We start from the raw sequence: 24,947 nt of genomic DNA, 5'->3' as shown, positions 1-24,947 counted from the left end.
TGGATCGGCGCTCGCTCTGCTCGCTTGTCCAGGACGACATCGGGAGCATTGGACGCTTCAACATGGTCGTAGCAATGCCTGATCGGTTTCTGTCGCCACGGTCCGTCCCACCGTCGTCTTCCGACAAATCCCGTCAAATCCGCCCCCCGATTTGAACCTCTCCGCGTTTCGCGGCGTCAAATGCCCGGAATTTGCAGTCGGCGCCCCCAATCATGGTGCCGGAGAGGGGCGAGAAATCAGATGGATGCAGCGAAAACGTCGGGCATCTTCATTCACCAATACGCGGGATTGCCACACGGCCCGGCCTTCGAACATTGGCGCGAGCGGACTTTCGGGGCCTGCGGCCTGGATATCGGGCCGAGCCGGGGCGACAGCATCGATTGCCGGCTCCAGGTCAGCGTGGTCGACAATATCGCGCTCGCCATTCCCGAAGGCGCCTCCGCGCAATATTCCCGCACCCAAAGCCACCTTGCCGACGGCAGCGACGATCTCGTCCTGATCGCGGCGCATGCGGGTCTCGTCCGCGTCGGCCAGAACGGCCATGCCGTGGAGCTTGCGCCGGCGCAGATGGTGCTCGTCGACATGGGCATCACCGGCACCGTCGGTCACACCGAGGAAGATCGCTTCACCACCATCCGCATGCCGCGCCGCGCGCTGCTCGACATCAATCCGCGTGCCGAGGACAAGCTGTCGCAAGTCCTCTCGGACGGCGCGGTCGCCGAGACGATCTTGCGCTACCACTCCCTTGCCGCCCATCATGCGCCGCATCTCGACGCCGTCGGCCAGCGCCTCACCGCGCAGCACATGGTCGATCTCGTCGGCCTCCTGCTCGGCACCGACGCCGAGCATGCAAGTCTCGCGCGCGGACGAGGTCATGCGGCGGCCCGTCTCGATCTCATGCGCGCCGACGTGATGGCTGCGCTTGGCCGCAACGATCTCTGCCTGTCCGAGATTGCCACGCGCTCCGGCCTGAGCCCGCGCCAGGCCCAGCGCCTGTTCGAGCAGGCCGGAACGACCTTCACCGAGTTCGTGCTGGAACAGCGCCTGCTGCAGGCGCGCAAGCTGCTCGGCGATCCCCGCGCCAGGACCCGCAAGATCAGCGACATCGCGCATTCGTCGGGTTTCTCCGATCTGTCCTATTTCAACCGCGCTTTCCGCAAGCGCTTTGCCGCGACGCCGTCGGAACTGCGCGAGGCCTGAGCGCGCCGAGAATTTGTGCGGCGCGCCGGTGCCACCGCAGTTGGTCCGCCCGGCCGGATGAGTTATATCTGTCTGCGCGGTCAGACGGCTCGATCGTTCGTCGCTTCCTCGTCGCTCTCTTGGGAAATGCAGTCAACGGACATGGCGCGTATCGTCGTGCTCGGCGCCGGGTTTGCAGGTCTGTGGGCGGCCATCGGTGCCGCACGCAAGCGCGAAGAGATCGGCGCGTCCGGCGGTGACATCGAGATTCGTGTCATCGATCGCAATCCCTATCACAACATCCGCGTCCGCAATTACGAGGCAGACCTCAGCGAGGTCGCGCTTCCGCTGCCGCAACTGCTCGATCCGATCGGCGTCAGTCACGGGATCGGCGAGGTCGAAGCCATCGATCCGGCACGGCGCGAGATTTCGCTGGTCACGGGTGGCGGCGACGAGACGCTGGCTTATGACGGGCTGGTGCTGGCGCTCGGCAGCGAAGTGATGCGTCCGGACATTCCCGGCCTTGCCGAGCATGCTTTCGATGTCGACACTTATGCAGCAGCGCTGCACCTCGAGGATCATCTCACCTCGCTCGGACGCAGCGTGCCCGCACCGGGGCGCTCGACGATCGTCGTGGTCGGCGCCGGCTTCACCGGCATCGAGGTCGCGGCCGAGATGCCCGCCAGGCTGGCGCGCGCCGGCATCACGGGCAGCCGCCGCATCATCCTGGTCGATCCCAATCCGGCTGTTGGCGCTACCATCGGTGCGCATGCGCGTCCCGTCATCGAGACGGCGCTGGCCTCGCTCGACGTCGAGACACGGCTTGGCGTCCGCGTCGTCTCCGTCGAGGCCGCCGGCCTGCGCCTGAGCTCGGGCGAGTTCATTCCGACGCGGACGGTGATCTGGTGTGCGGGGATGCGCGCGAGCCCTTTGGCCGCGAGCTTCCCGGACGCACGCGATCGCCTTGGACGGCTTCTGGTCGATCCCATGATGCGGGTCGCGGATGTCGGCGGCGTATTCGCGGCCGGCGACGTCGCCTCGAGCGTGGTCGACGGCTTGCATCCGACCCTGATGTCCTGCCAGTTCGCGCGTCCCATGGGCCGCTTCGCCGGCCACAATGTGGTCGCCGATCTCGCGGGCCTGCCGATGCTGCCGCTACGGATCGACTGGTACGTGACCGTGCTCGATCTCGGCGTCTGGGGCGCGCTCTATACGGAAGGGTGGGACCGCGAAGTCCGCGCCAGTGGCGCCGCCGCGAAGGCAACCAAGCAGACCATCAACCGCAGGCGCATCTATCCGCCGCTCTCGGGGCGCAAGGACGAGCTGTTCGCGGCAGCCGCGCCGACCGTGCAGGCGCCGCCGCCGACTTATGGGGCGCGGTAGTATCGGTGCCCGTTGGGGGGTGACGGCGGTACGTTTTCCTTCGTCATTGCGAGCGTAGCGAAGCAATCCAGAATGTCTCTGCGGAGGGATTCTGGATTGCTTCGTCGCAAGAGCTCCTCGCAATGACGGAGCTGGACGCGCGTGCGCTCACGATGACGGCATACCCCGGACATGAGAAAGCGCCCGTGGGGGGCGGGCGCTTTCTGTAGTCGACTTGGGGTTGGGGTCGTCTACATATCCACGTGGCGACTTTGGGGGGCTGATAAAGAGCCGCGTGAATTCCTGAAGCTCAAATCTCCTTAGCGAACGAGGGACACGTTCGAACTGGTGATAGCGATCGGCTTGCCGGCCTTCATGACGCGAGCGGTCTGGGTCAGGCCTTCATCCGAACTCGTACGCGCGGTGATCCCGAGACCCGCCACCGCGATGCCGGCAACGAGCGCGACAACCACGATCTTGAGGTGGGTCGAACGATCTGCGCTGTAAATCGAGTGGTTCATGGAAGGCTCCTGCCGCCATCTACCCGAAGTAGTCGCCTGCGTGTTTGGGCAGGTTCATGCTTCCGGTGCCCAACAACCTAGTATTGGGAGGATTCGTTCCCAAGAGGCGATCACAAGAGCGTGACAGGACGTGAGAAGCCGCGATCAAAAGCGACTCTAAGATCGTGCAATTTTGCAATTATTTCAAAGCTGTAATGTGTCTGTCAGGCGCCTTCCCGACCGTTGATCGGCAAGGCGCCAAAAGCTTAAAAACCATTTGCATGTGGCCAAAAAACACACGGCTTCTTAAGGCAAATCAGATGCTTCCGACCGTTTTCAGTCTCGCCCTGGGATGGATTTCAGCCTGCGACAGCACGGTCGTCTGGGCCCGGAACCGCTCGACCAGGGAACGCACGAAGGGACGAATTGCCGCAGAGGTGACCAGCACCGGGGCCTCGCCTTCGCGGGCGGCGCGCTCGAAGGCCTCGCGCACGCCGGTCATGAACTCCGACAGCTTCGAGGGCTGCATCGCGAGGCTGCGCTCCTCGCCCTGGCCGATAATGGATTCGGCGAAGGCTTGTTCCCACCGCGCCGACAGCGCGATCAGCGGCAGGTAGCCGCTGTAAGAGGTGTTCTGCGCACAGATCTGTCGTGCCAGGCGGGCGCGGACGTGCTCGACCATGGTGGCCGGATTGCGCGAGAAGGCGAGCGAGTCGGCGATGCCTTCGAGGATGGTCGAGAGGTCGCGGATCGAGATGCGCTCGGCGAGCAGCAGCTGCAGCACACGCTGGATGCCGGAGACGGTGACCTGTCCCGGGACGATGTCCTTGACCAGCTCGCCTTGCTCCTTCGGCAGCTCCTTGAGCAGCTTCTGCACCTCGCCATAGGAGAGCAGGTCCGACATGTTGGCCTTGAGCAGCTCGGTGAGGTGGGTCGAGAGCACGGTCGCGGCGTCGACGACGGTATAGCCCTTGAGCGAGGCCTCCTCCTTGAGGCTGGCATCGACCCAGGTCGCGGGCAGGCCGAAGGTCGGCTCGGTGGTGTGGATGCCGGGCACCTGCACCTGGCTGCCGCCGGGGTCCATGACCATGAACTGGCTCGGCCAGATCTTGCCGGTGCCGGCGTCAACCTCCTTGATCTTGATGATGTAGGTGTTGGCTTCGAGCTGGACGTTGTCGAGGATGCGCACGGCGGGCATCACGAAACCCATCTCGATCGCGAGCGAGCGGCGCAGCGCCTTGATCTGCTCGGTGAGGCGATCGGTGCCGTCGGGACCGTTGACCAGCGGCAGCAGGGCATAGCCGAGCTCGATCTTGAGGTCGTCGATCTTCAACGCCGCGGAGATCGGCTCCTCCGCCGCAGCGGAGCCGGCTGCACCCGGCGTTCCCGGCGCAGGTGCGGTCTTCGCAACTTCCTCAGCCCTGGCAGTTGCCCGGTTGCGGTTGCGGGCGTGCCAGGCGAGCGCACCGGCGCCGGAGCCGAGCGCCAGGAAGGGGAGGGTCGGGATGCCCGGCAGGGCCGCCAGCACCAGCATGACCGCCGCGGACATCGCCAGCGCCTGCGGATATCCGGAGAACTGCTTCATCAGCGCCTTGTCGGCGGCGCCGGACACGCCGGCCTTGGAGACGAGCAGGCCGGCCGCGGTCGAAACGATCAGCGCCGGCACCTGGGTCACGAGGCCGTCACCCACGGTCAGCAGCGTGTAGCTGCGGCCGGCGTCGGCAAAGGACAGGCCCTGCTGCGCCACGCCGATGATCATGCCGCCGACGACGTTGATGAAGACGATCAGGAGGCCGGCGATGGCGTCGCCGCGGACGAATTTGGAGGCACCGTCCATGGCGCCGAAGAAGCCGCTCTCGTCCTCCAAATCCTTGCGCCGCTGCTTGGCGACCGCCTCGTCGATCAGTCCGGCGGAGAGGTCGGCGTCGATCGCCATCTGCTTGCCGGGCATGGCGTCGAGGTGGAAGCGCGCCGCGACTTCGGCGATGCGGCCCGAACCCTTGGTGATGACGACGAAGTTGACGATGATCAGGATGGCGAAGACGATGATGCCGATGACGAAATTGCCGCCCATCACGAAGCTGCCGAAGGCCTCGATGACGTGACCGGCGGCATCCGTGCCCTCGTGCCCGTGCGACAGGATCAGCCGGGTCGAGGCCATGTTCAGCGACAGCCGCAGCATGGTCGAGATCAGCAGGACGGTCGGGAAAGCGGAGAATTCCAGCGGCGCCTGGATGAACAGCGACGTCATCAGGATCAGGATCGAGAGCGTGATCGAAATCGCCAGGAACAGGTCCAGCACGATCGCGGGCAGCGGAAGGATCAGTACCACCAGGATGGTGAGGACGCCGAGCGCGAGCGCGATATCGCCGCGCTTGAGGATGTTGCCGATCTCGGCAAGGGTGGGGAAACCGGCGTTTGTGCCGCCTACGCCCTGTCCCGCGGTGACGTCGACCATGGTAGCTGCCCCTCCGCGCGACTGCCGTCCGCGCGCCCCAAATGTCTGCGCGGCGGCCGAAGGGCCGCCGTTCCGAAAGTGAGGCACCGCACTGGCGTCCACAGGGCAATCCCCGTTCTACGCGGCTGACGACACTCGACTCCACTGGGCAATTCTTGCCGGGTGTATGGTTAGCAAACGGTTAATAAAGGCCGCGGCATGGGGCTGACCGGGGTATTTCGGCCATCTGGCAGGCAAGCAGTCGTCATGCCCGGCTTGTCTCGCCGAAGGCGTGGATGGCCGGGACGAGCCCGGCCATGACTTGTGGAAGCGTCTGGGGCCGAAATCCGCGGACGGAGCAAGTAGCCCTACTTCGCCTTCTCCATCCGGGTCACCGTATAGCCCGAAGTCGCCTCCTCGGCTTCGAAGGTCACCTTGTCGCCGACCTTCACCTGCTTGAGCACGGCCGGGTCCTTGACGCGGTAGACCATGGTCATGGGTTCATCCATGCCGAGGTTCTTCGCGGCCCCGTGCTTGAGCGTGATCTTGCCGGCGCCCTCGTCGATCTTCTTGACCTCGCCGCTGATGGCGGCGCCCTGGGCTGCCAGGGCACCTGTGGCAAGGCCGACGGCCAGCGACAGTGCGGCGGCGATGCGGATGATGCGATTCATGGTGACCTCCCTTGCGTTATTTCACGGTGACGTGGCCGACCATGCCGTAGTCGCGGTGGTCGGGTATCAGGCAGGAAAATTCGAACGTGCCGGCCTTGCTGAACTTCCAGAGGATCTCGGCTGTCTTGCTCGGTGCGAGCCTGACACCGTTGGGATCGTCGTGCTCCATGTGCGGATGCTTCTTCATCTCCACCGCATGCGCGAGATTCTCTTTGGTGGTGGCGAGCAGGAATTCATGGTCCTCCTTGCCGACGTTGCGCAGCACGAAGCGGATCTGCTCGCCGCGTTTGACCTCGATCCTGGCGGGGGCATAGTCCATCTCGTTCAGCAGGATCTCGATCGTGCGCGCGGGCTTCTTGGGATCGCCGGGCTCGCCGGCCGAAAAGGTGCCGTGCCCGTGCTGGTCGTGGGCAAAGGCCGGCGCGGTGGAAAGCGCGGCCAGCGCGAGACCGAGCTTGATCGTCGTCTTCATTGGTGTCTCCAGTTGGTGGTGGTTCATCGAAACGCTCACATCTTCATGTTCTTCATCGGCGGTCCGCCTGGTTGTTGCCGCACGGGCTCCGGGGCCGGCGGCGTGACTTCGTAGGCGACGGTGCCTTGCGGGAATTGGTAGGGGCCCGGATCGCGATAATCATCGCGCGCGAGGCCCTCGCGGATTTTCATCACGGTGAACATGCCGCCCATCTCGATCGGGCCGAACTGACCGGTGCCGGTCATCATCGGCAGCGTGTTGTCGGGCGCGGGCATCTCCATGTTGCCCATCGCCATGCCGGTCGAGCCCATCGCCATGCCGTCAGGCGCGAGCTTGCCGACGGCCTTGGCGAGATCCTTGCGCGACACCCCGATCATGTTGCGCATGTCGTGTCCCATCGCATTCATGGTGTGATGCGACTTGTGGCAGTGAAACGCCCAGTCGCCGGGGTTGTCGGCGAGCACGTCGAACACTCTGACAGCGCCGACCGGTACGTCCGTCGTCGTCTCCGGATATTGCGCGCTCTCCGGAATCCAGCCGCCGTCGGTGCAGGTCACCGCAAAGCTGTGGCCGTGCAAATGGATCGGATGGTTGGTCATGCTGAGATTGCCGATGCGCACGCGCACCTTGTCGCCGAGCCTGACCGGCAGCGGATCGATGCCGGGAAACACCCGCGCATTCCAGGTCCACATGTTGAAGTCAGTCATCTCGTTGACGCGCGGCAGATAAGTGCCGGGATCGACGCGATAGGTGCTCATGACGAAGACGAAGTCGCGGTCGACCGGGCGAAAGCTCGGGTCGCGCGGATGCACGACGACCATGCCCATCATGCCCATCGCCATCTGCACCATCTCGTCGGAATGCGGGTGGTACATGAAGGTCCCGCTCTTCCTCATCTCGAACTCGTAGACGAAGGTTTTCCCCGGCTGGATGTGCGGCTGCGTCAATCCGCCGACACCGTCCATGCCGCTGGGAATGATCATGCCGTGCCAGTGCACGGTGGTGTATTCGGGCAGCCTGTTCGTCACGAAGATGCGGACCTTGTCGCCCTCGACGACCTCGATCGTCGGTCCCGGCGACTGGCCGTTATAGCCCCACAGATTCACCTTCATGCCCTCGGCGAATTCGCGCACCACGGGCTCGGCGACGAGATGGAATTCTTTCCAGTCGCCGTTCATCCGGAACGGCAGCGACCAGCCGTTCAGCGTGACGACGGGGCGATAGTCCGGCCCGCTGACGGGGTGCAGCGGTGGCTGCATCACGACCTTGTCCATGTGCGGGGCTTCCGGAATGGAGGCGGCCTGTGTGCGGCCGCTGACGACGGATGCGCCGGCGAGCGCGGCGCTCCCCAAAAATCCTCGGCGGGAAAACATGTTGGCCTCCATGTCAGTGACCGCCATCGGCAGGCGCTGCCGCGGCGAGAGTGGTTGAACTGTCGCCGTCAGCGGGCGCGCCGCCGCCGTTCACGGCGGTCTGCAAGTCGCATTGGGCAAGGAAAAATCTTTGCTTCGCATCGATCGCACCGCGCAGCGACGCGAGCCGCTGTCGCGCCTCGGTGAGCAGCGCGAAAATGTCGACCTGCATGCTGGAGAAGCGGAGCTGCATCTCCTCGGTGATGATCTTTCGCAAGGGGATGATCTCGCGCTGATAGTGGCTGGCGATGTCGTAGCCGGAGCGATAGACCCGATAAGCATCGCGCGCCTCGGAGCGTACATTCACGGCGCGTTCGGTCAGCCGGTTGAAGGCGAAATTGTAGGTCTCCGCCGCCTGCCGCACCCGCACCTCGCCGCCGTCGAAGATGGGGATCTGAAACTGCACGTCGAAGCCGCGCTCGCGGAACGGCGCGCCTTCCGGATCCCGGGTGCGGCGGGAGATGCCGGCGAGATCGAGCAGTGTCACGAAGCGCGTCGCCTCGGTGAGGTTCAGCGACTTCGCCAGCGCCGTCAGCTCGAGCCGCGCGATCTGAAGGTCGATGCGATGGGCGACCGCGTCGGCTTCAATCGACGGCAAAGCCTGCGGCCGGCGCGGCAGCGGCGGCAGTTGATTGGGCAGCCGGAAGTCGAGGCCGCCGTCCCACAGCCCCATCAGGCGCGCCAGCTTTTCGCGCGCGCTCGTCGCCGTCTGTCGCGCGGTGGCGAGGTCGGCGGTGGTTTCGGCGTAAAACACCTGTTCACGGGCCTGATCGAGCTTGTTGATCGAGCCGGTTTCGCCGAGCTTGACCGCGAGCTGTGCGGTCGATTCCGCCGTCGCCTTCGCATCCGTCAGCAACGCCACCGTCTCGTTGCCGCCAACGGCGCGCCAATAGACGCGGCGGACATCGGCGGCAAGCCGTAACGTCGCGAGGCTAGCTCGCAATTGCGCCTGGCGGAAACGGTCGCGGGCGATCTCCGAGCGGAACGGCAGGCTGGCGAGCGCGAGGATGTCGCCGACAATTTGACGTTCGATTTCGCTGGCGCCATTGCCCGAGATCCGCGAGACCGAGAACACGGGGTTGGGCGGCAGGCTCTGCTCGACGAGATCGGTCTCGGCCAGCGCGAGCTCGTTATAGGCGGCTTGAAGCGCCTTGTTGTTGAGCAGTGCGATCTGCACGGCGGTCTCGACGCTGAGTGTTCGCGACAGCAGCTGGCGAACGCGCGCGTCGACCGCGCCGGCTCCCTCGGCCGTTCGCACGAAGGCGACATCCTTGTTGATGGTCTGGCTCGTCAGCTCCGAGACGGCATTCATGCCGCTGTCGGGCGAGAAGGCCGCGCAGCCCGACAAGCCGAGCGAGGCAAGAACGAGCAGGCTTGGCGCGAGACGGTGTGTCATGGCGCGCTCCTACCGGTCTTGTTTGGGTTGCGGCGCGACGCTCTCGTTGCGCTCGCGCCAGGGTGCCGGCGTCGCGGGCCGCAGGCTGGTGTAGGGCGCAATCGTCGAACGATAGCCGGCGCGCGCGACCTTGGCCGTGGGATCGGCAGGATCAGCGCCGGCGACTCGTGTCGTTGCCGGCATGCAGCCGGATAACGCCAATGCAGTCGCGGCCAGCAGCGGCCAATTGAATCGAAAGTGTCGTCCCCGCGCCGCGAATGCAGCGGCGGACTTCGCCCCGGAAAGCGTAAGCATGAGTCATCCCTGATCTGTCTGGAGACCACAGGCTCGCGCGCGGATGCGCGCTCGGCCTGACGTCGTCGCGTGTCAGATCAGGCGATGGGAGGGCGGTAGTGCAGGGGCGGCGCCGCGCTGTGCAGGCTGGCCACGATCTCGGGCGAGCAGGCGGAAACCGGCTGAAGCGGCTTTGCGACGCTGGGCAGGTCGGCCGGCAACGCGCTCACGCACATCATCGCGCAGCACGGTCCCGCCGTACCCTTGCCGCCGTGATGATGAGGGGCCGGGGGCACGTCCTGCGCGGCGGCCTGGTGATGCGCATGCGGCCCGGCGTGGTCATGCGAGGCGCCGTCATGCGTGTGGCCGGCCTGCATCTGGTGATGCACCGGCACGCGGTCGGCGACAAGCGCGTCGTCGAGGCACGGTGCTGGAGCGCTACCCCAGGCGAGGCTTGCGGCCGGCGCGAGCACGCAGAACAGATAGGCGAGGGCAATGACGCGCCCCACCCTGATCCGCATCGATCGTGTCAATCGCAGCAACATTCCGCCGACATGCTCTTCGCGCGGCAATGTTGCACGCGCTGATTTGCAAAATAATGACAAAACGCGCGTTCGCCAAGCTCCATCTTACCGCAGTGCACCGTGCATGCCCAATATCGCGCCACAATGGTTGACCCTGTGGTGATCCGCGGGCCATGGTCCCGCCCGTGCACGCACCAAATCAATCAGGACAAACACCCGAAGCATTCACCCCTGATTCGCGTCAGGCCTGGATGCGCCTCGTCATTGCGCTTCTGATCGGCTCGATCGGCGGCGTCGGCATGTGGGCGATCGTCGTCATGATTCCTGCGGTGCAGGCCGAATTCTCCGCGACGCGCGGTGCGGTGTCGCTGGCTTTCACCCTGATGATGTTCGGCTTCGGGCTTGGCGGCGTCATCGCCGGCAGGATCACCGACCGGTTCGGCATCGTGGCGGCGATCGCGATCAGCATCGCCTTCCTCGGGGTCGCCAATGTGCTGGCGGGTCTGTCCACCCAGCTCTGGCAGTTCGTGGCGGCGTATTTCCTGATCGGGCTCGGCACCTCCGCGACCTTCGCGCCGCTGATGGCGGAGGCCTCGCACTGGTTCGAGCGCTATCGCGGCCTGGCCGTGACCATCGTCGCGAGCGGCAATTATGTCGCCGGCACGATGTGGCCGCCGCTCGTGAGCACGGGCATGCAGACGATCGGCTGGCGCTTCACTCATATCGGCATCGGCCTCGTCTGCGTCAGCCTGATGACCATCCTGGTGCTGGTCCTGCGCGCGCAGATGGGCCACGACAAGGTCCACGATCATGCCGATGCAGCGCCGCCGCGGGTCGACCTCAAGCTCTCGACCAACACGCTGACGGTGCTGCTCTCGATCGCCAGCATTTCCTGTTGCGTCGCCATGGCAATGCCGCAAGTGCATATCGTCGCCTATTGCGGCGATCTCGGATATGGCGTGGCGCGCGGCGCCGAGATGCTGTCGCTGATGATGGCCTGCGGCATCGTCAGCCGGATCGGCTCGGGCTATCTCGCCGACAAGATCGGCGGCATCCCGACGCTTCTGATAGGTGCGCTGGCGCAGGGCTTCGCGCTCGTATTCTACCTGTTCTTTGACAGCCTGACCTCGCTCTATCTGATCTCCGCGATGTTCGGCCTGTTCCAGGGCGGCATCGTGCCGAGCTATGCCATCATCGTGCGCGAGGCGATGCCTGCGAGCGAGGCCGCAACCCGAGTCGGCATCGTGATCTTCGCGTCCGTGTTCGGCATGTCGTTCGGCGGCTGGGTCTCGGGCGTCATCTTCGACGCCACAGGCTCCTACGCAGCGGCGTTCACCAACGGCGTGGCGTGGAACGCACTCAATATCGGCATCGTTCTGACGCTGCTGATCCGCTCGCGGATGAATGCCGTCAGGACCGGCCCGGGTTTTGCGACCTAGACTGCCTGTCCCGCCTTCAGCAGCGAACAACCCGTGATCTTGTAGCTGCCGTCCGGTTGCTGCTCGAGCGTGTAGAGCGCTTCCCAGGCTTCGCCATTGGCATCGATGATATGAACGTGCTGGGCAATGCGGCTGCCCTCGCTCTTGCTGTCGCCAAATTCAAAGCTCTTGTGCCGATAGACCGGCGGGTAGCCGTTTTGCACCATGGACATGAAGATGTCGGGCGCGGGGAAGATCTCCCGGATCGCCGGCGCGGCGTAGGAATAGGCCGCGCGCGCGTCGTCGCGGCCGAATGCCTGCTCCTGGGCGCGGATGATATCCTGTGCCGTCGCGACATCGTCGGCGCGTGCGGAGATGGGACCGAAGGCGACACTAAGAAAGACCAGCAAGGCGGCGATGCGCATGACAGGCTCCGCGTTGAAATCCCGGCGGCGCCGATCCTAGCACATCTCGTCGGCTATCGGTTCCGCTTTGCAGCCGGCTTCGCGGGCTTGGCGGCCACGCGGACCTTGGCCTTCACGACAGGCTGCACCCGCAAACCGTCGACGAACACGTCGAGCATCCGCAGCACCGAGGATTGCCAGCCGGGCTGGTCGTGCATGTAGCACATGCCGAAGAACGCGCGCAGCAAGTCCTCGGGACTTATGTCTGCGCGCATCGCGCCGGCCGCGGCTGCGCGGTCGAGCAGCGAGCCGATCGCCTTGGTCAGGCGCTCAAAAGAAAAGGCATGCAACTCCGACCCGCTCTGCACCGCGAGTGCCAAGGCTGCGACCATGCCCTTCTTGGTGGCAACGAACTCGACGCCTGAGTGCAGCCAGCGCCTGAGCGCATCGACCGGGTCCCCGTTCTTCAACTGCTCGGCGAGCTCGCTGAGCTGCTCGACCTCGCGCCGGTACACCGCCTCGAACAAATCCTCGCGGGTCGGGAAATGCCGATAGAGCGTGCCGATGCCGACGCCGGCACGTTTTGCCACCGCCTCCAGGCTCGCCTCGGGACCACCCGCGTTGAACACGGCCTTGGCGGCCTCGAGCACGCGCTCGCGATTGCGCACGGCATCGGCGCGGGGCTTCCGGGTCTGGTCGGTGTGCTCGTCCATGCCGGCAGTGTAGATCACGAATTGGTTAGATTGAACCCTTGTGGGGCTGCATCGCGTTGATGCGCACGGGCTTTTGACGAATTCCAAATATTTCCCGCCGGCCCTTGTTAAACGGAGGCTGCCTCCGTATCTTCGCTGAAGTCGTTGCCCCGGATGATGTTCGGGGGGCGCATGTCGACGGCGGCCACGGCGGTGGCGCGCTGCGCGACGACTCATGTCCATATCTGATCGGAGCCTTATATGAACCACTCCATCAGCCTCACCGTGAACGGTGCGCGGCGCGACTTCGTCCTCGACGATCCGCGCGTCACGCTGCTCGATCTCCTGCGTGAGCGCCTCCATCTGACCGGAACCAAGAAGGGATGCGACCGCGGCCAATGCGGCGCCTGCACCATTCTCGTCGACGGCAAGCGCATCAACTCCTGCCTCGCGCTCGCGATCAGTCATGACGGCGCCGACATCCTCACAATCGAGGGCGTGGCGCGCGGCGACCAGCTTCACCCCGTGCAGGCCGCCTTCATCGCCCATGACGGATTTCAGTGCGGCTTCTGCACGCCCGGCCAGATCATGAGCGCGATCGGCATGATGAGCGAGGCGCAGGCCGGCAACGATCCCGAGCGCATTCGCGAATGCATGAGCGGCAATCTGTGCCGCTGCGGCGCCTATGCCGGCATCGTCGATGCCGTGCTCGACGCGCAGGCCGGCATGGACGAATCCAACCAGAGGCGCTCCGCATGAAGCAGTTTGATTACGTCAGGCCGGCCACGGTCGCCGAGGCCGTCGCCGCCGCCGCGCAGCCGGGCGCCGCCTATCTCGCCGCCGGCACTAATCTGCTCGATCTGATGAAGGGCGGCGTCAGCCGTCCGGATCGTCTGGTTGACGTCACCCATCTCGACGGCCTCGATCGGATCGAGCGTCTCGCCGACGGTGGTATGCGTATCGGCGCACTGGTGAGCAACGCCGATCTTGCGCATGACGCCGACTTCGCAAAGTCCTATCCGGCCGTCGCCGAAGCGCTGCTCTCCGGCGCATCGGCGCAATTGCGCAATGCCGCGACCGTCGGCGGCAATTTGCTGCAACGGACCCGCTGCGCGTATTTCTATGACACCGCCAGCCGCTGCAACAAGCGCGAGGCCGGCAGCGGTTGCGACGCGCGTGACGGCGAGAACCGCACCCACGCCGTGCTCGGCTGGAGCGAAAACTGCATCGCAACGCACCCATCCGACTTCTGCGTACCCTTGGTCGCGCTTGACGCCATCGTCGAGATCGAAGGCAGGAGCGGGCGGCGCGAGATCGCGCTCGACGAACTTCATCGCTTGCCCGGAGATACGCCCGAGCGTGAATCGGCGCTTGAACCGGGGGATCTGATCGTGGCGGTGCGTCTGCCGCCCGCTGCGCGGGGCTTTGCCGCGCATGTGCGCTATCTCAAGGTCCGCGATCGAACGTCCTACGCGTTTGCCGTCGTCTCGGCTGCGGCCGCGCTGCGGATCGAGAACGGCAAGATCGCGGAGGCGCGGCTTGCGCTCGGCGGTGTCGCCGCAAAGCCCTGGCGCGCCCGCGCTGGGGAGGACGTGCTCAGGAACGTCGCGCCCACGGTGGACGCTTTCCAGGAAGCCGCCTCGCGCGCGCTCGCCGACGCAAAACCGTCCGGCGACAACGCCTTCAAGATCGAGCTCGCGCGCCGCATCATCGTGCGCGCGCTGAGCCTCGCTGCCGCCGGTACGCCCGTGCGCATCCCCGCGCTGCCGGCCTCTCCCTTTGCCTCGACGTCCGGAGCCATTCATGCCCGAACTTAATCTCACCAGCGCGCCCGTTCATCTGCGTCACGGCTCGAACATCGGCCAGCCGTTGACCCGCCGCGACGGGGTCCTCAAGGTCAAGGGCCAGGCGACCTACGCCGCCGACAATCATCCGCCCGGCATGCTGTTTGCGGTAATGGCCGTCGCCAGCATTTCGCGCGGCCGCGTGACCTCGCTCGATGTCAGCGCTGCCAAGCGCCACCCCGGCGTCGTCGATGTCATGACGTCAGACCACAAGCCTGAGCTCGCGATCGACCCCGAGATCAAGACCAATCCATTCGTATTCCGGATGGAGGTCCTGCAGAGCAACGAGGTCCGCTACGCCAACCAGCCGATCGCGGTCGTGATTGCCGAAACGCTCGAGGCGGCCACGGAAGGCGCCGCGCTGCTGGCGCCGCGCTACGAGACGCTGCCTGCGCTCATTGGGCTCGATGCGGGTGAAAGCTTCGTGCCGCCTGTCGTCGGCGTCGGCAACCCCACGGAAAATCATCGCGGCGATGTGGAGGCGGGACTTGCGTCGGCCGAGAAGCGTATCGACGCGGTCTACGAAACGCCGCCGCAGTATCACAATGCAATGGAGCCGCATGCGATCGTGGCTGCCTGGGATGGCGACAATCTGCAGATCGACATGCCGACGCAGGGTCTCATGCTGTCGCTGGCGCGTGTTGCCGAATTGTTCGGCATCGCGCACGACAAGATCCACATCCGCAGCCCGTTCCTCGGCGGCGGGTTTGGCTCGAAGGGACTCATGGCCGGCCCGCCGGTCCTCGGCATCATGGCGGCAAAGCTCGTCGGCAAACCGGTCAAGCTGGTGCTGCGCCGCGAGCAGATGTACGGCCCGGTCGGCCATCGCGCGCCGACGCGGCAGCGGCTGCGCATCGGCACCGATGGCGAGGGGCGCCTGACCGCGCTCGATCACCACGCGCGCACCGTGTCGAGCACGTTCGACGATTTCTACGAGCCCGCGGCCGATGCCTCGCACACGCTCTATGCGGCACCTGCGATCCGCACCTCGCATGATGCCGTGCGTGTCAACACGGGGACGCCTTTGTTCATGCGCGCGCCCGGCGAGGCGACCGGCTCGATCGCGCTGGAGAGCGCGATCGACGAGATGGCTTGGGACTGCGGCCTCGATCCGCTCGCCTTTCGTCTGAAGAACTATGCCGAGGTCGAGCCCATCACCGGCAAACCGTTCTCGTCCAAGGCGCTGCGCGCCTGCTACGAGCAAGGCGCTGCGCGCTTCGGCTGGGCGAAGCGACCGCTCCAGCCGCGGCAGATGCGCGACGACGATGGTCTTCTGGTTGGCTGGGGCATGGGCACCGCGACGTTCCCGGCGCTCATGTTCCAGGCCGAGGCACGTGCGGTGCTTCGCCGCGACGGCTCCGGCGCCATGGAAATCGGCGCGCATGACATGGGGCAGGGCGCCTGGACGGCGCTTGCGCAGATTGCGGCCGACGAACTCGGGCTTGATATCGATCGCGTCGAGTTCAAGGCGGGGTCGTCCGACCTGCCCGATGCCGGCATTGCCGGCGGCTCGGCACATACGGCAACCGCGGGTGCTGCGATCCACAGCGCAGGCGCGGCCGTGATTGCGAAACTCGCCGATCTCGCCACCGGTGACGAGCACTCGCCGCTGTTCGGCGCCGGCAACGCCGGCGTGATCGCGCGCGATGGCAGGTTGATCCGGCGCGACGACGAGAGCCGCGGCGAAAGCTATTCCGAGATTCTGGCGCGCGCCGGCGTCGCCGAGGTCGAGGCGCGTGGCACCGGCGCGCCGAATCCGGCGGCGATGGAGGAGTATGCGATGCACGCCCATGGCGCGGTGTTCGCGGAGGTGAAGGTCGATCCCGAACTCGGCCAGGTCCGCGTCACCCGCATGCTCGGCGCCTTCGCCGCGGGACGGATCGTCAACCCGCGCATGGTGCAGAGCCAGCTGTTCGGTGGCATGATCTGGGGCCTATCCTTCGCCTTGCACGAGGAAGCAATCACCGACCGCCGCACCGGCCGGATCATGAACGCCAATCTCGGCGAGTACCATATCCCGGTGAATGCCGACGTGCCGCCGCTCGACGTGATCACGGTCGATGAGCACGATCCGCACGTGAACGCGCTCGGCATCAAGGGTGTCGGCGAGATCGGCATCACCGGCAGTGCAGGGGCAGTCGCTAACGCCGTCTGGCATGCGACGGGCGTGCGTGTCCGCCGCTTCCCGATCCGGATCGAGGAGTTGCTGACGTAGCCTTCAAGCAGCGGCGGGCGAGCCCGTCTCGCTCCCCGCCTGCTAGTGCAGCTTCTTGCGAAGAGCCTTGAGAGCCTCTCGCTGCGACTCGATGTAATTCGCGATGGTCTTGCGCAGCTCCTCCGAATGGAGCTTGTCGCTGTCGCGCTGCACTTCATCGAGTGCGGCCTCTGCATTTGCGAGCGTGATCTTCATAGCGAGCCCTGTTACGAAGCGGCTCCGGAAAGCGGAGGCTGCTTGGCTATGGCTCGAAACATATAGAGGATCAGGCTGCGGAAATTGAGATGGCTCAACCTCCGTAAGATACCGGTGGCTCCGTAGGATTGCGGACAACGTCAAAACGTCGGCGGTGTGCAGGCCGAGATCACCTCGCACGGCTTGCCGCCGACGCAGCGGAAGCGATGCGGGCGACGGCTCTCGAAGTAATAGGCATCGCCCGGATTGAGGATGCGGCGCTCGTCCTCGACGGTGACTTCGAGCTTTCCTGAAATCACGATGCCGCCTTCTTCGCCGTCATGGACGAGGTGAACGCGTCCGGTGTCGCTGCCGGGTTCATAGCGCTCCTTCAGGATCTGCAGGCTGCGACCGAATAGATTGTCGCCGACTTGCCGGTAGGAGATCGGCTTCTTGCCGACCTCGGTCAGCTCTTCGCCGCGGTAGAAGATCTTGCGCCGGCTCTCCGGCTCCAGCGCGAAGAATTCGGCGAGCCCCATCGGAATGCCGTCGAGGATGCGCTTGAGTGCCCCCACCGACGGATTCATCTGGTTGGATTCGATCAGCGAGATCGTCGAATTGGTGACGCCGGCGCGTTTGGCGAGTTCGCGCTGCGACAGCTTCTGGCGCGCCCGGATGAATCGCAGCCGTCCACCGATATCGACGCTCATGTCCCTGGCCCGTGTTGCAAGTGTTGCGGATCGCGCAAATATGGACCGGCGGGCCTAGTCAAATCAATGGCTTGCAGCTCATCAGAAAAGGACTTGTTGCGCTTTTCAAGCCGTGCCTCTGGTACCAGGTCAGCAAAGGAGCGTGGCCCGTGACCCTTCATCAGATTCCGAACACGATCAAGACCGACTCGTTCTGGATGCCGTTCACGGCCAACCGGCAGTTCAAGAAGGCGCCCCGCCTGTTCTCCTCGGCCGAAGGCATGCACTACACCACTGTCGACGGCCGCAAGGTGATCGATGCCTCCGCCGGCCTCTGGTGCGTCAATGCCGGCCACGGCCGCAAGCAGATCGCCGCCGCCGTCGAGCGCCAGCTGATGACGCTGGATTTCGCACCGTCGTTCCAGATGGGCCATCCGCTGGCATTCGACTTCGCCGAGCGTCTGGCCGAGATCGCGCCGAAGGGCCTCGATCGCATCTTCTTCACCAATTCCGGCTCCGAGTCGGTCGACACCGCGCTGAAGATCGCGCTCGCCTATCATCGCGCCAACGGCCAGGCGAGCCGCACCCGCCTGATCGGCCGCGAGCGCGGCTATCACGGCGTCGGATTCGGCGGCACCTCGGTCGGCGGCATGGTCGCCAACCGCCGCGCCTTCGCCACCCTGCTGCCGGGCGTCGACCACATCCGCCACACCCACGATCTCACCCGCAACGCCTTCGCCAAGGATCAGCCCGAGCATGGCGCCGAGCTCGCCGATGATCTCGAGCGGCTGGTGGCCCTGCACGGCGCCGAGACCATTGCTGCCGTCATCGTCGAGCCGGTGCCGGGCTCGACTGCGGTGTTGCCGCCGCCGAAGGGCTATCTCCAGCGCCTGCGCGAGATCTGCGACAAGCACGGCATCCTCCTGATCTTCGACGAGGTCATCACCGGCTTCGGCCGGCTCGGCACGCCGTTCGCCGCCAATTTCTTCGGCGTCACGCCTGACATGATGACGACGGCCAAGGGCATCACCAACGGCACCATTCCCTGCGGCGCCGTGTTCGCGAGCCGCAAGGTTCACGACGGCCTGATGGTCGGCCCGGAGAACGCGATGGAGCTGTTCCACGGCTACACCTATTCGGCGCATCCGGTCGCCTGCGCCGCGGGCATCGCCACGCTCGACATCTACAAGGACGAAGGCCTGCTGACCCGCGGTGCGTCGATCTCCGAATATTGGCGCGATGCGCTGCATTCGCTGAAAGGCTTGCCCAATGTCGTCGACATCCGCAATTGCGGCCTGATGGGCGCGGTCGAGTTGTCGCCGCGTGACGGTACGGTCGGCGTGCGTGGCTACGACGTCATGGTCGACTGCTTCAATCGCGGGCTGTACTTCCGCATGAGCGGCGATAGCTTTGCGCTGTCGCCTCCGCTCATCGTCGAGAAGAGCCACATCGACGATATCGTGTCGATCCTCGGCGATGCCATCAAGCGGGTGGCCTGATAATTGCTCTCGCCGTTGCGGAGTTCCCTCTTGCAGCGGCGAGCGTGATGCCGCGGGAGTTTGACCAAGCGTGAAAGTTCTGATCCTCGGCAGCGGTGTCATCGGTGTCACCTCTGCCTACTACCTCGCACGTGCCGGCCATGAGGTGACGGTCGTCGACCGTCAGCCCGAACCGGCGCTCGAGACCTCCTTTGCCAACGCCGGCGAGGTGTCGCCCGGCTATTCCTCGCCCTGGGCCGGTCCCGGCGTACCGGTGAAGGCGGTCAAATGGCTGCTGATGAAGCACGGCCCGCTGGTGATCCGGCCGAAGCTCGATCCCGTGATGTGGGTCTGGCTGCTCAAGATGCTGCGCAATTGCACCAGCGAACGCTACGCGATCAACAAGAGCCGGATGATCCCGATCGCGGAATATAGCCGCGATTGCCTGCGCGACCTGCGCCGCGACATCGGCATTCAATATGACGAGCGCTCGCAGGGCACGCTGCAGCTGTTCCGCTATCAGGCCCAGCTCGACGGCACCGGTGAGGACATCGCCGTGCTCAAGCAATACGGTGTGCCGTTCGAGGTGCTCAGCCGTGAGGGCTGCATCGCGGCCGAGCCGGCTCTGGCGGGCGTGAAGGAGAAGTTCGCGGGCGGACTGCGTTTGCCGCAGGACGAGACCGGCGACTGCCACATGTTCACGCAGGCGCTGGCCAAGCATGCCGAAGCGCTCGGCGTGCGCTTCATGTTCAACACCAGCATCGACCGCATCGTCACCGACGGCGGGCGCGTCAGCGGCGTCGTGACCAGCGCCGGTATGTTGCAGGCCGACGCTTACGTGCTCGCGCTCGGAAGCTGGTCGTCGCGGCTGGTCGCGCCGCTCGATATTTCGCTGCCGGTCTATCCCGTGAAGGGCTATTCAATCACGGTGCCAATCAAGGACGCTTCCGGCGCGCCGGAATCGACCGTGATGGACGAGAGCTACAAGGTCGCTATCACGCGCCTCGGCAATCGCATCCGCGTCGGCGGCACCGCCGAAATCTCCGGCTTCTCGAGCCAGCTCCACGAGGCGCGGCGCGCCACGCTCGATCACTCCCTGACCGATCTGTTTCCGCGCGGCGGCGATCTCTCCAAGGCAACGTTCTGGAGCGGCCTGCGCCCGATGACGCCCGACGGCCCGCCCGTGATCGGCTCGACGCAGTACGCCAACCTTCACCTCAACACCGGCCACGGCACGCTCGGCTGGACCATGTCCTGCGGCTCCGGCCGCGTGCTCGCCGACATGCTGTCGGGCAAGAAGCCGGACATTGATGTGAGTGCGCTGACGGTGGACCGGTACAAGTACCGGTTCGGTTAAGACTCTATCCTCCCGTCATTGCGAGGAGCACTTGCGACGAAGCAATCCAGAGTGTCTCCGCAGTCAGAGTCTGGATTGCTTCGCTTCGCTCGCAATGACCGCTGCCGCTACCCCGTCCCCGTCACGCAATTTACCCACAGCACCACCGCCTTGGCATCCTCGGCCGGATTTGAAAATCGGTGCGGCCTCCGGCTTGCAAACCGAAAACTGTCGCCCGTCTTCAGCGACCATGTCTCGCTGTCCACCGTCAGCATCATCTCGCCTTCGAGCACGAGGCCGGCTTCTTCGCCGTCATGGGTGTAGAGCTCGTCGCCGGTGGAGCCGCCGGGCTCCAGATGTACCAGGAATAGATTGAGCCGGTTGTCGGCGCTGGCCGGGCTCAGCAATTGCTTCGACACGCCGGTGCGCCAGAGCTTCAGTTCGGGCCGTTGCAGCCCGCGCGTGACGATTTGGTCGGATGCACCGTCGGCGTTCGGGCTCGCGCCGAACAGCGCGGCGATGCCGACGCCGAGCACGTCGGCGAGCGTGGCCAGCACGCGCAGCGACGGCGACGACAGGCCGCGCTCGATCTGGCTGAGGAAGCCGATCGAAAGCTCCGTGCGCGAGGCGACCGTCTCGAGCGAGAATTGCCTGATCCGCCTGAGATCGCGGATGCGGCGGCCGACCGCGACATCCATCGCCGGCTCGGCCGATTTGGCGACAGCCCTGGTGCTGGCCTTGGCTTTCACCTTCACCTTTATCTGCACCTTCTTCGCCGGCTTTGCGGCGGCCGGCCTGCGCATTCTCTTGCCACCGCTCACGTCAAAACCACTTCCTTCATGTGCATGAAAACCGCTTGCAACGGCCGCGAAAGTGTGACCAAATTTTCATACTGGTGAAAATAGGCCGAAACGGCTTGGCCCGCAACGTCTGCGATGACGAGATCTGCGAGCGCCGCCATCGGCCGGGCCCAAGGGGGATGCGATGAAGCGTTTTGGTCTCGCCGCGGTCGCGGCACTCGCGATTGCCGCAGCAGCGCCGGCTTCGGCGCAGCAAGTGCTGAAGGTCGGCTCGACGCCGACAGGCATTCCCTTCACCTTCCTCGACACCAAGACCAATAGCATCCAGGGCATCATGGTCGATCTCGTCACTGAAGTGGGCAAGGATGCCGGCTTCAACGTGCAGATCGAGCCGATGCAGTTCTCGGCGCTGATCCCGTCTCTGACATCGAGCAAGATCGACATCATCGCGGCCGCGATGTTCATCACGGCCCCGCGCAAGGAGGTCGTCGACTTCTCCGACCCGATCTACACCTATGGCGAAGGCCTCGTGATTCCCAAGAGCGACACCAAGGCCTACGCCACCCAGGACGATCTGAAGGGTGAGACGGTCGGCGCCCAGGTCGGCACCGCCTTCGTCGACGCGCTCAAGAAGTCCGGCCTGTTCGCCGACGTCAAGGCCTACGACACCATCCCCGACATCCTGCGCGACGTGAACACCGGCCGCCTCAAGGCCGGTTACGCCGACTATCCGATCCTCGCCTACAATCTGAAGCAGGGCGGCTTCCCCGAGGTGCGCCTGGTCGACGGCTACAAGCCCGTCACCGTCGGCTCGGTCGGCATCGGCGTGCGCAAGGGCGAGACCGCGCTGCTCGGCAAGATCAACGCCTCGCTCGCCAAGCTGAAGGCCAACGGCACCATCGACAAGATCCTCGATAAATGGGGCCTGAAGGCACAGGGTTGATCGCCAGCGGCCAATCGATGAAAGCTGATCGATGAAAGCTGATCGATGAAAGGCTTCTGGCACGACGCGGCCGAATTCTTCCCGATCCTGATGAGCGGTGTCGTGCTGACGATCGTCGTCACGATCGGCTCGCTGCTGCTCTCGACGGTGCTTGGCCTCGTCTGGGCGATGATGCGGGTCTCCGGCATCCGCGTGCTGTCGCTGCTCAGCGCCAGCCTGATCAACGTGATCCGCGGCATTCCGATCATCGTGCTGTTGTTCTACCTCTACTTCGTGATGCCTGATCTCGGCGTCACGCTCAGCGCGTTGCAGGCCGCGATCCTCGGGCTCGGCATCGCCTACTCGGCCTATCAGGCGGAAAATTTCCGCGCCGGCATCGAGGCCATCGACAAGGGGCAGATCGAGGCGGCGCAATCGATCGGCATGGGCTGGTGGCTGACCATGCGCCGGGTCGTGCTGCCGCAGGCGGTGCGCATCGTGCTGCCGCCCTACGGCAACGTCATGATCATGATGCTGAAGGATTCCTCGCAGGCCTCGACCATCACGGTCGCCGAGCTCGCCCTTCAGGGCAAGCTGATCGCGTCCTCGACCTTCAAGAACACCAACGTGTTTACGATGGTTGCGCTGATGTATCTCACCATGAGCATTCCGCTGATCCTGCTGGTCCGTCACTTCGAGAAGCGGGCCGGCAAGAAATGATCGAGCTGACCGACGTCCACAAGAGCTTTGGCGAGAACGAGGTGCTCAAAGGCATCACGGCGTCCGTCCAGAAGGGCGAGGTGGTCTGCATCGTCGGCCCCTCCGGCTCCGGCAAGTCCACCATCTTGCGCTGTATCAACGGTCTCGAAAGCTACGACCGCGGCGAGATCAGCGTCGAGGGATTGAAGGTCGACCGCGACGCGCCGTCGATCGTGCAAGTCCGCACCCAGGTCTCGATGGTGTTCCAGCGCTTCAACCTGTTTCCGCACCGGACCGTGCTGGAGAACGTGGTCGAAGGTCCGCTCTATGTGAAGAAGGAGCCGCGCGCTGCCGCATTCGAGCGTGGCCGCGCGCTGCTCGCCCAGGTGGGCCTTGCCGAGAAAGCCAACGAACATCCGCCGCAGCTCTCCGGCGGCCAGCAGCAACGTGTCGCGATCGCGCGGGCGCTGGCGATGCAGCCCAAGGCCATCCTGTTCGACGAACCCACCTCGGCGCTCGATCCTGAATTGGTCGGCGACGTTCTCGGCGTGATGCGCAAGCTCGCCGACGACGGCATGACCATGGTCGTCGTCACCCACGAGATGGGCTTTGCCCGCGATGTCGCCGACCGCGTGCTGTTCATCGACGGCGGCGTCATCGTCGAGCAGGGACCGGCGAAATCGGTGCTCAACCAACCGCAGCATGCGCGGACGCAGGATTTTCTGCGCCGCGTGCTGCATCCGCTCTGATCGGTCTTCGCCATGACCACGCGCCTGCCTCTGCCACCGTCTCTCTATGCCGACACCGCCGTTGCGCCGGTGGCCACGCCGCCGCTCGAGATCGACAAGAGGGTCTCGGTCGCCATTATCGGCGGCGGCTACACCGGCCTGTCCACCGCATTGCATCTGGCGGAGCAGGGCGTCGAGGCACTGGTGCTGGAGGCGCAGGAGCCGGGCTGGGGCGCATCCGGCAACAATGGCGGTCACACCAATCCGGGACTGAAGCACGACCCCGATCAGATCGAGGCCGATTTCGGCGTCGAGCTCGGACGCCGCATGATTGCGTTCTCCTACGGCACGACGGATTTCACCCACGATCTGATCCGCCGCTACCAGATCCCGTGCGAGGCGCGGCAGAACGGCACACTGCGCGCGGCCTATAACGAGGCGAGCGCCGCCGCGATCGAGACAACCGCACAGCAGTGCATCGCCCGTGGCATGCCGGTGTCGTACCTCAATCGCGAGCAATTGCGCGAGATGACCGGCACGGATCGCTACATCGGCGCCATGCTCGATACCCGCGGCGGCGATCTGCATCCGCTCAGCTATGCCCGCGGCCTCGCGCGCGCCGCGATCTCCGCGGGCGCGAAGGTGTATGGCGAAACACCCGCACTATCACTCCGTCGCGAAGGCAGCCGCTGGCGCATCGAGACGCCGCGCGCGGTGGTGCATGCCGACAAGGTCCTGCTCGCGACCAACGGTTTTACCGACGATCTCTGGCCGGCGCTTCGCCGCACCATTGTGCCGGTGTTTTCCTCGATCGCGGCCACGGCCCCGCTGTCTGACGACGTGGCCCGTTCGATCATGCCGACGCGTCCCGTCCTTTACGAGAGCGGCCACATCACCGTCTATTACCGCATCGATCAGCAGAACCGCCTCTTGATGGGCGGCCGCGGCCCGATGCGCTGGATCAGTTCGCCGCGCGACGTCGCCTATCTCATGCGATACGCCGAGCGGCTATGGCCACAGCTCAAGGGCGTTGTCTGGACCCATGGCTGGAACAGCCGGCTCGCCATCACCAAAGATCATTACCCACATGTGCACGAGCCCGCGGACAACATCCTGATCTCACTCGGCTGCAACGGCCGCGGCGTCGCGCTCTCGACGGCCATGGGCGCGCAGCTCGCGCGACGTCTGATCGGCGGCGCCAAGACCGAGATCGACATGCCCGTCACCGGCATCAAGCCGATCCCGATGCATGCCTTCTGGCCGGTCGGCGTGACGACGGCAGTGATCGCTGGTCGCGTGCGCGACCGGCTGGGGATCTAGGC

25 protein-coding genes are annotated in these 24,947 nt (G+C 65.2%); 12 read left to right on the top strand and 13 right to left on the bottom strand.

Going from position 1 to position 24,947, the window contains the following annotated elements:
• Positions 1 to 240 precede the first annotated feature (240 nt).
• Entirely contained in the window at positions 241 to 1,200 is a 960-nt protein-coding gene (locus IVB48_RS07035) for an AraC family transcriptional regulator (RefSeq protein ID WP_247282571.1), read from the top strand.
• 141 nt (positions 1,201 to 1,341) lie between these two features.
• Positions 1,342 to 2,562, top strand: coding sequence for an NAD(P)/FAD-dependent oxidoreductase (locus IVB48_RS07030; protein ID WP_247398844.1), 1,221 nt, complete (start codon positions 1,342 to 1,344; stop codon positions 2,560 to 2,562).
• Between the two features lie 299 nt (positions 2,563 to 2,861).
• Here the strand turns inward: IVB48_RS07030 and IVB48_RS07025 are convergent, their stop codons facing one another.
• The 8 genes from IVB48_RS07025 to IVB48_RS06990 form a co-directional block, all read right to left on the bottom strand.
• A complete protein-coding gene (locus IVB48_RS07025; protein WP_007600553.1) occupies positions 2,862 to 3,062 on the bottom strand; it encodes a hypothetical protein in 201 nt (66 codons plus the stop codon).
• A gap of 295 nt (positions 3,063 to 3,357) precedes the next feature.
• Positions 3,358 to 5,499, bottom strand: coding sequence for a flagellar biosynthesis protein FlhA (gene flhA / locus IVB48_RS07020; RefSeq protein ID WP_027568198.1), 2,142 nt, complete (start codon positions 5,497 to 5,499; stop codon positions 3,358 to 3,360).
• A gap of 347 nt (positions 5,500 to 5,846) precedes the next feature.
• Positions 5,847 to 6,149, bottom strand: a complete 303-nt coding sequence (locus IVB48_RS07015; RefSeq protein ID WP_247357241.1) for a copper-binding protein — start codon at positions 6,147 to 6,149, stop codon at positions 5,847 to 5,849.
• Between the two features lie 16 nt (positions 6,150 to 6,165).
• Entirely contained in the window at positions 6,166 to 6,621 is a 456-nt protein-coding gene (locus IVB48_RS07010) for a cupredoxin family protein (protein ID WP_027568196.1), read from the bottom strand.
• Positions 6,622 to 6,656: 35 nt separating this feature from the next.
• The gene (locus IVB48_RS07005; protein ID WP_247398841.1) at positions 6,657 to 7,994 is read right to left on the bottom strand and encodes a copper oxidase; all 1,338 of its coding nucleotides are present in this window, start codon (positions 7,992 to 7,994) and stop codon (positions 6,657 to 6,659) included.
• 13 nt (positions 7,995 to 8,007) lie between these two features.
• On the bottom strand, positions 8,008 to 9,429 hold the full coding sequence (locus IVB48_RS07000) for a TolC family protein (protein ID WP_247398838.1): 1,422 nt from the start codon (positions 9,427 to 9,429) through the stop codon (positions 8,008 to 8,010).
• A 9-nt stretch (positions 9,430 to 9,438) separates the two neighbouring features.
• The gene (locus IVB48_RS06995) at positions 9,439 to 9,723 is read right to left on the bottom strand and encodes a hypothetical protein (protein WP_027568193.1); all 285 of its coding nucleotides are present in this window, start codon (positions 9,721 to 9,723) and stop codon (positions 9,439 to 9,441) included.
• A gap of 77 nt (positions 9,724 to 9,800) precedes the next feature.
• The gene (locus IVB48_RS06990; protein WP_346658970.1) at positions 9,801 to 10,247 is read right to left on the bottom strand and encodes a hypothetical protein; all 447 of its coding nucleotides are present in this window, start codon (positions 10,245 to 10,247) and stop codon (positions 9,801 to 9,803) included.
• A gap of 152 nt (positions 10,248 to 10,399) precedes the next feature.
• On the opposite strand from IVB48_RS06990, the gene IVB48_RS06985 reads away from it, so the two are divergent.
• The gene (locus IVB48_RS06985) at positions 10,400 to 11,665 is read left to right on the top strand and encodes an MFS transporter (protein ID WP_247398831.1); all 1,266 of its coding nucleotides are present in this window, start codon (positions 10,400 to 10,402) and stop codon (positions 11,663 to 11,665) included.
• On the opposite strand, the gene IVB48_RS06980 is transcribed toward IVB48_RS06985, so the two are convergent.
• On the bottom strand, positions 11,662 to 12,069 hold the full coding sequence (locus IVB48_RS06980) for a DUF4864 domain-containing protein (RefSeq protein ID WP_247398827.1): 408 nt from the start codon (positions 12,067 to 12,069) through the stop codon (positions 11,662 to 11,664). The two genes, IVB48_RS06985 and IVB48_RS06980, sit on opposite strands and share 4 nt — an antisense overlap.
• Positions 12,070 to 12,122: 53 nt before the next feature.
• Positions 12,123 to 12,761, bottom strand: coding sequence for a TetR/AcrR family transcriptional regulator (locus IVB48_RS06975; protein WP_027568189.1), 639 nt, complete (start codon positions 12,759 to 12,761; stop codon positions 12,123 to 12,125).
• A 240-nt stretch (positions 12,762 to 13,001) separates the two neighbouring features.
• On the opposite strand from IVB48_RS06975, the gene IVB48_RS06970 reads away from it, so the two are divergent.
• Genes IVB48_RS06970 through IVB48_RS06960 form a run of 3 tightly spaced genes read left to right on the top strand, consistent with a single transcriptional unit; the run spans position 13,002 to position 16,799 of the window.
• A complete protein-coding gene (locus IVB48_RS06970; protein ID WP_027568188.1) occupies positions 13,002 to 13,499 on the top strand; it encodes a 2Fe-2S iron-sulfur cluster-binding protein in 498 nt (165 codons plus the stop codon).
• Entirely contained in the window at positions 13,496 to 14,557 is a 1,062-nt protein-coding gene (locus IVB48_RS06965; RefSeq protein ID WP_247398824.1) for a xanthine dehydrogenase family protein subunit M, read from the top strand. The genes IVB48_RS06970 and IVB48_RS06965 overlap by 4 nt, the downstream gene beginning before the upstream one ends.
• The gene (locus IVB48_RS06960) at positions 14,544 to 16,799 is read left to right on the top strand and encodes a xanthine dehydrogenase family protein molybdopterin-binding subunit (protein ID WP_247398821.1); all 2,256 of its coding nucleotides are present in this window, start codon (positions 14,544 to 14,546) and stop codon (positions 16,797 to 16,799) included. Before IVB48_RS06965 ends, IVB48_RS06960 begins: the two co-directional genes overlap by 14 nt.
• 42 nt (positions 16,800 to 16,841) lie before the next feature.
• Here IVB48_RS06960 and IVB48_RS06955 read toward each other — a convergent pair whose 3' ends face one another.
• Positions 16,842 to 16,994, bottom strand: a complete 153-nt coding sequence (locus IVB48_RS06955; protein WP_197031157.1) for a hypothetical protein — start codon at positions 16,992 to 16,994, stop codon at positions 16,842 to 16,844.
• Positions 16,995 to 17,134: 140 nt separating this feature from the next.
• Positions 17,135 to 17,683, bottom strand: coding sequence for a cupin domain-containing protein (locus IVB48_RS06950; protein ID WP_007606338.1), 549 nt, complete (start codon positions 17,681 to 17,683; stop codon positions 17,135 to 17,137).
• A gap of 149 nt (positions 17,684 to 17,832) precedes the next feature.
• Here IVB48_RS06950 and IVB48_RS06945 point away from each other — a divergent pair, with 149 nt between their 5' ends.
• Entirely contained in the window at positions 17,833 to 19,161 is a 1,329-nt protein-coding gene (locus IVB48_RS06945) for an aspartate aminotransferase family protein (protein WP_007600575.1), read from the top strand.
• Positions 19,162 to 19,231: 70 nt separating this feature from the next.
• Entirely contained in the window at positions 19,232 to 20,497 is a 1,266-nt protein-coding gene (locus IVB48_RS06940) for a D-amino acid dehydrogenase (RefSeq protein WP_247398818.1), read from the top strand.
• 107 nt (positions 20,498 to 20,604) lie between these two features.
• On the opposite strand, the gene IVB48_RS06935 is transcribed toward IVB48_RS06940, so the two are convergent.
• Complete coding sequence (locus IVB48_RS06935) at positions 20,605 to 21,279, bottom strand: XRE family transcriptional regulator (RefSeq protein ID WP_247398816.1); 675 nt, start codon at positions 21,277 to 21,279, stop codon at positions 20,605 to 20,607.
• A 181-nt stretch (positions 21,280 to 21,460) separates the two neighbouring features.
• Here IVB48_RS06935 and IVB48_RS06930 point away from each other — a divergent pair, with 181 nt between their 5' ends.
• Genes IVB48_RS06930 through IVB48_RS06915 form a run of 4 tightly spaced genes read left to right on the top strand, consistent with a single transcriptional unit; the run spans position 21,461 to position 24,945 of the window.
• Complete coding sequence (locus IVB48_RS06930; protein WP_247398813.1) at positions 21,461 to 22,219, top strand: ABC transporter substrate-binding protein; 759 nt, start codon at positions 21,461 to 21,463, stop codon at positions 22,217 to 22,219.
• Between the two features lie 45 nt (positions 22,220 to 22,264).
• Positions 22,265 to 22,918: an amino acid ABC transporter permease gene (locus IVB48_RS06925; RefSeq protein WP_007600584.1), complete on the top strand. Its 654-nt coding sequence runs from the start codon at positions 22,265 to 22,267 to the stop codon at positions 22,916 to 22,918.
• The gene (locus IVB48_RS06920; RefSeq protein ID WP_027568180.1) at positions 22,915 to 23,646 is read left to right on the top strand and encodes an amino acid ABC transporter ATP-binding protein; all 732 of its coding nucleotides are present in this window, start codon (positions 22,915 to 22,917) and stop codon (positions 23,644 to 23,646) included. Before IVB48_RS06925 ends, IVB48_RS06920 begins: the two co-directional genes overlap by 4 nt.
• Positions 23,647 to 23,658: 12 nt before the next feature.
• Positions 23,659 to 24,945: an FAD-binding oxidoreductase gene (locus IVB48_RS06915; protein WP_247398809.1), complete on the top strand. Its 1,287-nt coding sequence runs from the start codon at positions 23,659 to 23,661 to the stop codon at positions 24,943 to 24,945.
• The last annotated feature ends 2 nt before the right edge of the window (positions 24,946 to 24,947 follow it).

Source organism: Bradyrhizobium sp. 76 (assembly GCF_023073025.1).
In the GTDB taxonomy this organism is placed as follows: Bacteria; Pseudomonadota; Alphaproteobacteria; order Rhizobiales; family Xanthobacteraceae; genus Bradyrhizobium.
This window is presented reverse-complemented; position numbering and strand designations above follow the sequence as displayed.

Excerpts from the sequence above, each read along its gene's own strand:
- IVB48_RS06955 (WP_197031157.1), bottom strand. The coding sequence starts at position 16,994 with ATGAAGATCACGCTCGCAAATGCAGAGGCCGCACTCGATGAAGTGCAG.
- IVB48_RS07005 (WP_247398841.1), bottom strand. The coding sequence starts at position 7,994 with ATGTTTTCCCGCCGAGGATTTTTGGGGAGCGCCGCGCTCGCCGGCGCA.
- IVB48_RS06980 (WP_247398827.1), bottom strand. The coding sequence starts at position 12,069 with ATGCGCATCGCCGCCTTGCTGGTCTTTCTTAGTGTCGCCTTCGGTCCC.
- IVB48_RS07010 (WP_027568196.1), bottom strand. The coding sequence starts at position 6,621 with ATGAAGACGACGATCAAGCTCGGTCTCGCGCTGGCCGCGCTTTCCACC.
- IVB48_RS07025 (WP_007600553.1), bottom strand. The coding sequence starts at position 3,062 with ATGAACCACTCGATTTACAGCGCAGATCGTTCGACCCACCTCAAGATC.
- IVB48_RS06965 (WP_247398824.1), top strand. The coding sequence starts at position 13,496 with ATGAAGCAGTTTGATTACGTCAGGCCGGCCACGGTCGCCGAGGCCGTC.
- IVB48_RS06930 (WP_247398813.1), top strand. The coding sequence starts at position 21,461 with ATGAAGCGTTTTGGTCTCGCCGCGGTCGCGGCACTCGCGATTGCCGCA.
- IVB48_RS06990 (WP_346658970.1), bottom strand. The coding sequence starts at position 10,247 with ATGTTGCTGCGATTGACACGATCGATGCGGATCAGGGTGGGGCGCGTC.
- IVB48_RS06925 (WP_007600584.1), top strand. The coding sequence starts at position 22,265 with ATGAAAGGCTTCTGGCACGACGCGGCCGAATTCTTCCCGATCCTGATG.
- IVB48_RS06920 (WP_027568180.1), top strand. The coding sequence starts at position 22,915 with ATGATCGAGCTGACCGACGTCCACAAGAGCTTTGGCGAGAACGAGGTG.
- IVB48_RS06995 (WP_027568193.1), bottom strand. The coding sequence starts at position 9,723 with ATGCTTACGCTTTCCGGGGCGAAGTCCGCCGCTGCATTCGCGGCGCGG.
- IVB48_RS06935 (WP_247398816.1), bottom strand. The coding sequence starts at position 21,279 with ATGCGCAGGCCGGCCGCCGCAAAGCCGGCGAAGAAGGTGCAGATAAAG.
- IVB48_RS06950 (WP_007606338.1), bottom strand. The coding sequence starts at position 17,683 with ATGAGCGTCGATATCGGTGGACGGCTGCGATTCATCCGGGCGCGCCAG.
- IVB48_RS07035 (WP_247282571.1), top strand. The coding sequence starts at position 241 with ATGGATGCAGCGAAAACGTCGGGCATCTTCATTCACCAATACGCGGGA.
- IVB48_RS06970 (WP_027568188.1), top strand. The coding sequence starts at position 13,002 with ATGAACCACTCCATCAGCCTCACCGTGAACGGTGCGCGGCGCGACTTC.
- IVB48_RS07000 (WP_247398838.1), bottom strand. The coding sequence starts at position 9,429 with ATGACACACCGTCTCGCGCCAAGCCTGCTCGTTCTTGCCTCGCTCGGC.
- IVB48_RS07015 (WP_247357241.1), bottom strand. The coding sequence starts at position 6,149 with ATGAATCGCATCATCCGCATCGCCGCCGCACTGTCGCTGGCCGTCGGC.
- IVB48_RS06985 (WP_247398831.1), top strand. The coding sequence starts at position 10,400 with ATGGTCCCGCCCGTGCACGCACCAAATCAATCAGGACAAACACCCGAA.
- IVB48_RS06960 (WP_247398821.1), top strand. The coding sequence starts at position 14,544 with ATGCCCGAACTTAATCTCACCAGCGCGCCCGTTCATCTGCGTCACGGC.
- IVB48_RS07030 (WP_247398844.1), top strand. The coding sequence starts at position 1,342 with ATGGCGCGTATCGTCGTGCTCGGCGCCGGGTTTGCAGGTCTGTGGGCG.
- IVB48_RS06915 (WP_247398809.1), top strand. The coding sequence starts at position 23,659 with ATGACCACGCGCCTGCCTCTGCCACCGTCTCTCTATGCCGACACCGCC.
- IVB48_RS06975 (WP_027568189.1), bottom strand. The coding sequence starts at position 12,761 with ATGGACGAGCACACCGACCAGACCCGGAAGCCCCGCGCCGATGCCGTG.
- flhA (WP_027568198.1), bottom strand. The coding sequence starts at position 5,499 with ATGGTCGACGTCACCGCGGGACAGGGCGTAGGCGGCACAAACGCCGGT.